Below are 8,516 nucleotides of genomic sequence, written 5' to 3' on the forward strand. Positions count from 1 at the left end.
TTATCGATTTTAAAGAAATGGTTGAATTCAAAACTGTCGCAATGGAGGATGTCCGGCAGGGGGATGAATGCATATTAGGGCTTGACGTCGGTTCAACAACAACAAAAGCAATTCTTTTGCGTATCAAAGACGATGCAATCCTTGCGTCTATTTACCTGCGTACTGACGGCGACCCTGTTGGAGCTTCCCGTAAGTGTTATGATTCTATTCTTGGCCAGATAAGTGAAAAGGTAAATCCTGATGAGATAAGTATAACAGGGCTGGGCGTCACCGGCTCGGGCCGCCAGATAGCCGGTCTTCACGCGCTTACAAAAGGGGTTATCAACGAGATAATTGCCCACGCGACTGCGGCAGTATATTTCGATTCCAGGGTGGACACAATATTTGAGATAGGCGGACAGGATGCAAAATATACATATATTACAAATTCCGTACCATCCGATTATGCGATGAACGAAGCTTGTTCTGCCGGCACAGGCTCTTTTCTGGAAGAGTCCGCACACGAGACCCTGGGAGTGAAAATGGAGGATATTGCCGACATTGCTTTTAAAGGCAAGAATCCGCCTAATTTTAATGATCAGTGCGCTGCATTTATCGCTTCCGATATAAAGAATGCAATTCACGAAGGTGTGAAGCACGAGGATATTCTTGCGGGTCTGGTGTATTCCATCTGCATGAACTATTCAAACAGGGTCAAGGGAAATAAGCCGGTGGGTGAGAAGGTGTTTATGCAGGGAGGTGTCTGCTATAACAGGGCGGTTCCCTTTGCTATGGCCGCGCTTGTGGGCAAGCCGATAGTTGTTCCTCCTGAACCGGGGCTTATGGGCGCTTTTGGTGTTGCCCTTGAGGTCAAAAAAAGAATTGAAACAGGATTAATGGAAAAGAAGATCGTTGACCTAAATGCTCTGCTTAACCGTGACGTGAAATACGGAAAATCGTTTATATGCAAAGGCGGAAAGGAAAAATGTGACCGGCGCTGTGAAATAGCGATGATCGAACTTGAAGAAAAGAAATATCCTTTTGGCGGTGCCTGCAACCGGTATTACAATCTGCTACATAATGTAAGCTACAACATTGAAAAGCTTGATCTTGTCCGTATAAGGCAGCAACTCATATTTGAGAAATATGGCGCAAAACTACCGGAAAAAACAGACAAAATTTACAGGGGAAAGGTCGGGATAAACAGGAGTTTCCTTGTTAACACTTTTTACCCCCTTTACTCCACATTTTTCACTGAACTGGGGTTTGAGCCGGTTGTGCCTGAGTTCCCTTCTAAAGAAGGAATGGATCAGAAAGAGGCGGCTTTTTGCTATTCTGCAGAACTTACTCACGGTTTTTTCCATTCCCTTATTTATATAGAAAATCCTCCGGAGTTCATATTTTTGCCGCACTTTAAAGCTGTTCCAGCCCAAAACGGTTGCACAAGCTCACAGGTTTGTCCTTTTGTGCAGGGTGAAACCTTTTTTCTCAGGGCTACATTCAGAGAAAAACTTGATGAACTGAAAGCCAGGGGCACAAAAGTATTGACCCCGCTGCTTGATTTGACAGAAGGGCTGGAAACGGCAGAGAAGCCTTTAGTCGAAACCGGTATAAAGATGGGTGTTAGTAGAAAAGAGGCCAAAAAGGCTTTTCAAAAGGCCATAAAGAAACAGACAGAATGCATGGCCGAAATGAAAAAGATCGGGAACAAAGCCATTGAAGAGCTGGAAAAAGATCCGGACAGGACAGCGGTGGTGATATTTGCCAGGTCTTATAATGGATTTGTTAAAGAAGCACATATGGGTATTCCAGGCAAGCTTGCATCAAGGGGCATTCTGGTAATGCCGTTTGATTTTCTTACATTTGATGATGAGAAAACAAAGCGTCATATGTACTGGGGAATGGGCCAGCTTATATTAAAGGCGGCCAGAACCGTTAAAAGGCATCCTCAACTGTTTGGAACTTATATAACAAACTTTTCCTGCGGGCCTGATTCATTCATAGTCGGATATTTCAGGAGTCTTATGGGTCAAAAACCATCGCTGACCCTCGAGCTGGACAGCCACACGGCTGACGCCGGTCTGGAAACCAGAATCGAAGCGTTTCTTGATATTATCACTGCATACAGACAGCTTGAAGCCGGCAAACAGATCCATGCAAAAAAGAAAATATTCAGCCCGGCACGGATGGTGCTTGATAATGGTACTGCAAAAGTAATCACATCCTCCGGCGATTCCAGACCCCTTACAGATCCTCGTGTAACATTGCTCCTTCCTTCCATGGGCAAAATTGCCACACAATTAATGGAACCAGTATTTCACGGAATCGGTATCAATGCAAAGGGACATATGCCTGCAGATGAAACAATATTAAAAATCGGCAGGGGGAACACTTCATGCAAGGAGTGCCTCCCGCTGATACTTACAACAGGAATCCTGATTAACTATATCAACAATGGAAAAAAAGACGATGAAGTTTTGGTTTATTTCATGGCTACAGGTTCTGGCCCCTGCCGGTTTGGCCAGTATGCGGTCTTTATGGAAGATCTGATAAAAAGACTTGAGATTCCGGATGTTGCACTCCTCTCTCTGTCATCGGAAAACTCATATATGGGAATGGACAATGGTTACGAAAGAAAAGCATGGTGGGCACTCACTATATCGGACGTAATGGAAGACATCCGTTCAATGATCCTGACAAATTCAAGTGACACAGATACGGCAATAAGGATATTTGACGATGAGTTGTGTTTAATAGCCCATGAACTCGAAAAAGGAACTTTTCCACCTCTAAAAAAACAACTTGCCAGGGCAGCCGATATCCTCGGCAAAATCCCCATGAAGCGTTCACCAAAGGAGATTCCCACGATCCTCCTGACCGGTGAAATATTTGTTAGAAGAGACTCTCTATCTCGCCAATTTATAACCGAACGACTTGCAGAAAAAGGGTTTGCCACAATTTGCTCACCAATTGTTGAATGGATTCATTATTCCGATTACCTTTTAGAAAATGGGCTTTCCGACTATCAAATGTCAATAACGGAGAAGCTGTGGTTCTTTGTAAGAAAAAAGTTCATGGCAAGGGATGAAAAACGTATAAAGTCTTTATTATCCAGATCCGGATTAGTTGACTCTCAGCCGATCAACGCCACATCAATAATTAATAATGGTAAACCATACATATCCCCGAACCTGACCGGTGAAGCCATACTTACAGTTGGAAGCTCCCTGTCGGATATAGCTACCCATTCCTGTGGTGTGATCGCCATCGGACCTTTTGGTTGCATGCCAAATCGACTTTCTGAAGCAATTTTAAACGAAACAATGACAAAGGAAGGAAAGCTGAAAACGGACCCGAAAAATAAATGGCTTCGTTCAGTCCTGACAGAGGTCGAAGACCTGCCTTTTCTTGCTATCGAAAGCGACGGCTCCCCCTTCCCCCAATTGATAACTGCAAAACTCGAAGCCTTCTGCCTGCGAGCAGAGCGATTGCACAAAAGAATGCTTGATGCGAATAATAAGTAATACAATAAGAGAATAAGGAATAAGAGGGACGATCTTTTGAAGTATTGATTCTTGTTCATCAGCTCTTTCATTATATTTAGTGGAAGTGCATGTGCAAGTGGAAGAAGCGTTCAGCTTTCAGCAATCAGCAAAAATAGTGAAGAGTGATGAGTAAAAATTATAAATAAAATTTAATGACAAATTTTTGATTTAAATTTGCATTAATACTATTGGCTGCAGAGTTTTTATTCATTGCAATCTCAAGATTACCATGACTGCCTATCAGCATAAATGGTTCTTCAAAGCCATCAGAATAGGACCTTTTAAATGTTTTAATCTCCCTTTTGTCTATTTCTAACATAAATTTTGAAAATCCTGATTCTTTTTGAGCATCAAAAAGAAGATCTTTTGTGATATTTGTTATAATGTTCCCAAATTTATCTATATAAATAATTCTACCCTTAATTGAATCTATTGATTTCTTTGGAAAATAGTCTGAATTCAATACATACTCTGAGGTTTTTGTTGTTATTTCTTCAATATCAACTCCTGCTGAAATATACGCAGCAACAGGTGCCATTTTATCCCTTGCCTCAAAAGTTGAATAACCATTAATTAAAAAATATCTTTTATTATCAATAATTCTTACAATCTTATCCTTTTTTTCTAAAATTGGTGTTAATACACCATTATCAGGAGCAATAAAATAATAATTATTATACGTAACAAGAAGAATCTTCCTTTCACTTCCAACACCAGGGTCTACGATAACTAAAAAGATTGTCTCAGCCGGGAAATACTTGAAACTTTTTTCAATAACAAAGGATGCTGATAAAATATTGTAAGATGGTATATCATTAGAAATATCTAATATTTCTACTTCAGGATTGATCTTTTTAATTACTCCCTTTAGTACACCAACAAAGTAATCTTTATTCCCAAAATCTGTAATTAAGGCAATTGTTTTCATATTTTACTTCTTAATTCCAGATTTTTCTCCCAGGATTAGAATTGTCAATTTATTGAGAAATTAAAGAAATACAGTGTTTATTACTTTATACTTATATTTTTCATTATTATATAAAAATCCATTATTATATAAATGCAAAGTTCTCAATATATCACCACATGCAATTTTATAATACTGTTTAAGTATTTTTAAACCCAATTCTATATTGTAATCTATTTCAAAAATTCGCTTTGGGTCTATCTTGAGCTCATTTTTCCACACACTATAGTTTACCTGCATCAATCCATATGCTCCACGAGATGAAATTGCGTCAGGCTTAAAATTACTCTCAATTTGGATTAACCCCATAATTAAATTCGGATCAAAATTGTATTCCTTACTTTTTGTATATACAGTTTCAACAATTTTTGCAAAAACAGGATATTTCTTTCTGATAACCTCATCCTGATATCTTAATATATCAACCCTGTTCAATACCTTTCTTGATATTTCCAGCTCTTTATCAGCTTTATCCAATTTGGTTTGAAGAGAACTAATTTTTTTTAAATTATTGTAATTATTTATTGAAACATCATATAATGCAGAAAACAGAACAACACAAACAAATATAATTGGCATAGCTATTAAAAGAAACTTTCTATTCCTCATTCTCCCCTCCATACTTCCTTTCTTAATCTTATAGTGTGTATTGTATCAGAAAACACTATATATGTCAAGGGAAATAATTCATGCAGAGTTATTCTCTTTTAACTCCTTTTTTATTAAAAAACTACCTCCTGGGTCTTATCTGTTTACTCTCTATTTCTTTGATGAAAACAGGACTTTTCCCAAGAATTATCGTAATTTCGCCATTGTTCGCTGCTTTTGTCTCTGTATTGAAGAAATTCGGATAATCATTTTCATCTAAATCCTTTCCGGATTCTGCATCCGGGACTGCTTCAGTTATTTTAACTGAATTGATATTGTCAATATCCAACGAAATTGTTTTACTGCTTCCCATATCGTCAAAATAGTCCCACCATACAACCCATACGGGCTCGTCAGAATCTTTTTTAATAAATTTGTAAGCATAAACATTGTATGATTCTTGAATTATCTCAATATTACCCCAGTCAGAGCCTTCTAATTTTTCCACCATCAATTTGTAAGTATAGTAACCAAGCTTCCTGACACCCTGTCCAAGGTCGTTTGAGTCGTGCCCATCATAGATCAAGCCTGTGTGGTCAAAGTAACCGTTATCATGCTTAAATCCTTCCATAAGACCAAAAGCCATAAAAATTTTCTTGACTCCAAAGGAAAGCGGATATACATTTCTTTTTACCAAATCTATTGCCTGTTGTTTTTCACTTTGATAAGGAAAATCCTCGCCGGCATATATTGAAACAGGATCGCCGCTGTATGTTCCCATCTCTGTTATCCAGTAGCCTTCAGGAGTTGGAATTCCCAATTCACTGATCTTATGTGAAATATAATTATAAATATCCTTGCTTATCTTATAATCACCTGTTGCATTACCATACCAATGATAATCAAAAATATCAAATACTCTTTTATTTTGCTCTGCCACATCATATAAGAGTGGAAGAATACGATCATTAAAATTAGATATATATTCAGTGCTTGTATGTGGCATACTCATACCACCAACCCCGCCTATGAGCACCTTTGCCGCAGGATTACCTTCCTTTACAGCTTCATATGATATTAAAAGAAATCTTCCATAATCAGATTTCCGAATATTTGCTACAGGCTCATTTCCAATCTGCCAATAATGGACAAAAGAATATCTCTTTACGGTTTCCCTCACAAAAGTCCTGTAAGCCTCTTTATCTAACGGAAGCCATGATCCTGGTTTTACATAATTACCTTGATGATGAGGCTGTATACCAATATTGTGGAGTTGACATAATCCTGCCTCATTTGCCAGTATAAGATTGTCATAGTTAAAACTTTTCTTGCTGCCATCCGAATCTATTGCTTCCCCTTTCCATTGAAATTTGCCAGGATTTCCTGTCATGTCGGGATCTACCAATGACCAAAATACATAAGGAGCACTCCCGCCACGTGTCCATTTGATGCCAATGTAGTTTGCATCTTCATAAGGTATGGCCGGATGAAACCCAAAAGGAGAATATAAAAAATCATGTAATGATTCTTGTTTAATCGTTTTAATAGACCCTGAGACTGTTTCGTTAAACTTCAAATTGAATATAATCATTCCTGAAAATAAAGTTATTAAGACTAATAAAACTTTTTTATAATTCATCTTTTTCCTTATCTCCTTGGTTTGATTGATTTAGTTGCTGCATTCAAAATAACAGTAATTATAAAAATCACAATAAATAATATATTTTTTAACATTAAGCACCTCCTGTCATTTTTGTTGAACACACAGTTAAATCTCTATCTCATCATTATCAGATGGATCAATAAGTGTTACCTTTGAACTAAGTAGATATCTAAAATCAACTTCAAACCCAATCTTTTTTGAGAAAAATCTTGTATATGAGATACCAAATGTTGGTGTATTGTGCGATGAAGTAACAGGGAAATCATTTCCCATAGCCATATAATCAGCCTCAGAGCCATACTCAAAAATATAATTTAATCCTGCAATAATTGTAACCTGATTTTTCCTCTCCTGAGTAAATGCAGAGCTGGAAAAAAATAAAATAAACAATAAACCCAAAAAAATTGACCAAATTTTCACTTTCACTTAATCCTCCTTATTTTTTTAATGACTGGTTTGATCTCATATAAATAACAGATATTATCATCTATTTAGTATAACAACACACGTCTATTTTTCTTGCAAAATAAAAGTTTCTTTGGATAACAAAGGTGAAATTAAGTTATATTTTGTCATTATACACACACAAACTGCGGATGTTATATACAACCAGATTGAATAATTCACATAAATCCTAAAATTATAGAGTCGCGTCCACACTTTTGAAACATTGAAATGCGTAAAGTTGACTCTGCTAATTTTACCATCATACTTGAAAAAAGCATATTTAAGTGAAATAATGTTAATTGACTTTACTTAAATACCATGTACAAGAAAAGGAGTAAACATGCAAATAAAAGAAAAGCTTCTAAAGAGGGCTCTAATCAGCGTATATCATAAATATAATATAGAAATAATTGCTAAAAAATTACAGGATAATGGATGGAAGATAATATCAACAGGAGGAACTGCTAAATATTTAGAAGAAAATAATATAAAGGTTATTGAAGTAGCTGATATAACAAAATTTCCAGAAATCCTTGATGGAAGGGTTAAAACACTTCACCCTTTGATCTTTGGACCTATTCTTGCAAAAAAGAACAAAGAACATATTGAGCAATTAGAAAAGATAAAAGCTTTTAAAATTGACCTTGTAATAGTTAATTTCTACCCTTTTGAAGATGCTCTTGATAAAAAAGAAAAAGGGCTTGACTTTATGATAGAAAATATAGATATTGGCGGACCTTCAATGGTTAGAGCAGCTGCAAAAAATTTCAAGAATACTATAGTTATTGTTGACAAAAAAGATTATCTCCCTGTTGTTGAAAACCTTGTAATAAACGGAGACATAAATATTGAAAAAAGAAAAGAATTGGCTCAAAAAGCTTTTTCATACACATCTTTTTACGATTCCCTGATCGCAGACTACCTTATGAAAGATAGCCAAAAAGAACCGGATTTTATAAATATATCAGGCAGGAGATACCTTGATTTAAGATATGGCGAGAATCCTCATCAGAAAGCTTCTCTATACATAAGAGATAAAAATTCCCCTCTATTTAACTTTAAACAGTTACAGGGCAAAAAACTTTCCTTTAACAATATACTTGATCTTTCCATGGTGTATGAAGTCATAAATAATTTTGATAAAAATGAGAATTTTTCAATAATTGTAAAACACCAAAACCCATGTGGAGCTGCAATATCAAATTCACAAAAAGAGGCATTTGAAAAAGCCCTATCCTGTGACCCAAAATCAGCTTTTGGAGGAATAGTTGGATTTAACAAACCTTTAGATAAAGAAACAGCTGAGAAAATGAGAAAAATATTTTTC

Annotated in this window: 6 protein-coding genes; 2 read left to right on the forward strand and 4 right to left on the reverse strand. The window is 36.5% G+C overall.

Annotated features, from left to right (window positions below; all coding sequences use genetic code 11):
• Window positions 1–3,503, forward strand: a 3,503-nt coding sequence (locus tag QAI40_RS15840) for an acyl-CoA dehydratase activase-related protein (protein ID WP_304511811.1), incomplete at its 5' end; no start/stop codon positions are given.
• 157 nt (window positions 3,504–3,660) lie between these two features.
• Here the strand turns inward: QAI40_RS15840 and QAI40_RS15845 are convergent.
• The 4 genes from QAI40_RS15845 to QAI40_RS15860 form a co-directional block, all read right to left on the reverse strand.
• The gene (locus tag QAI40_RS15845) at window positions 3,661–4,452 is read right to left on the reverse strand and encodes an SAM hydrolase/SAM-dependent halogenase family protein (RefSeq protein WP_304511812.1); all 792 of its coding nucleotides are present in this window, start codon (window positions 4,450–4,452) and stop codon (window positions 3,661–3,663) included.
• Window positions 4,453–4,512: 60 nt separating this feature from the next.
• Window positions 4,513–5,100, reverse strand: coding sequence for a lytic transglycosylase domain-containing protein (locus tag QAI40_RS15850; RefSeq protein WP_304511813.1), 588 nt, complete (start codon window positions 5,098–5,100; stop codon window positions 4,513–4,515).
• Between the two features lie 121 nt (window positions 5,101–5,221).
• Window positions 5,222–6,718: a hypothetical protein gene (locus QAI40_RS15855; protein ID WP_304511814.1), complete on the reverse strand. Its 1,497-nt coding sequence runs from the start codon at window positions 6,716–6,718 to the stop codon at window positions 5,222–5,224.
• Window positions 6,719–6,847: 129 nt separating this feature from the next.
• Window positions 6,848–7,168 (reverse strand): hypothetical protein, encoded by a 321-nt coding sequence (locus QAI40_RS15860; protein WP_304511815.1) that lies wholly within the window; start codon window positions 7,166–7,168, stop codon window positions 6,848–6,850.
• Between the two features lie 361 nt (window positions 7,169–7,529).
• On the opposite strand from QAI40_RS15860, the gene purH reads away from it, so the two are divergent.
• The coding region (purH, locus tag QAI40_RS15865; protein ID WP_304511816.1) for a bifunctional phosphoribosylaminoimidazolecarboxamide formyltransferase/IMP cyclohydrolase at window positions 7,530–8,516 on the forward strand (987 nt) is incomplete at its 3' end.

Source organism: Desulfobacula sp. (genome assembly GCF_030611305.1).
Classification (GTDB): Bacteria; Desulfobacterota; Desulfobacteria; order Desulfobacterales; family Desulfobacteraceae; genus Desulfobacula.

Coding starts and splice junctions, on each gene's coding strand:
- QAI40_RS15850 (WP_304511813.1), bottom strand. CDS start 5,100: ATGAGGAATAGAAAGTTTCTTTTAATAGCTATGCCAATTATATTTGTT.
- QAI40_RS15845 (WP_304511812.1), bottom strand. CDS start 4,452: ATGAAAACAATTGCCTTAATTACAGATTTTGGGAATAAAGATTACTTT.
- QAI40_RS15855 (WP_304511814.1), bottom strand. CDS start 6,718: ATGAATTATAAAAAAGTTTTATTAGTCTTAATAACTTTATTTTCAGGA.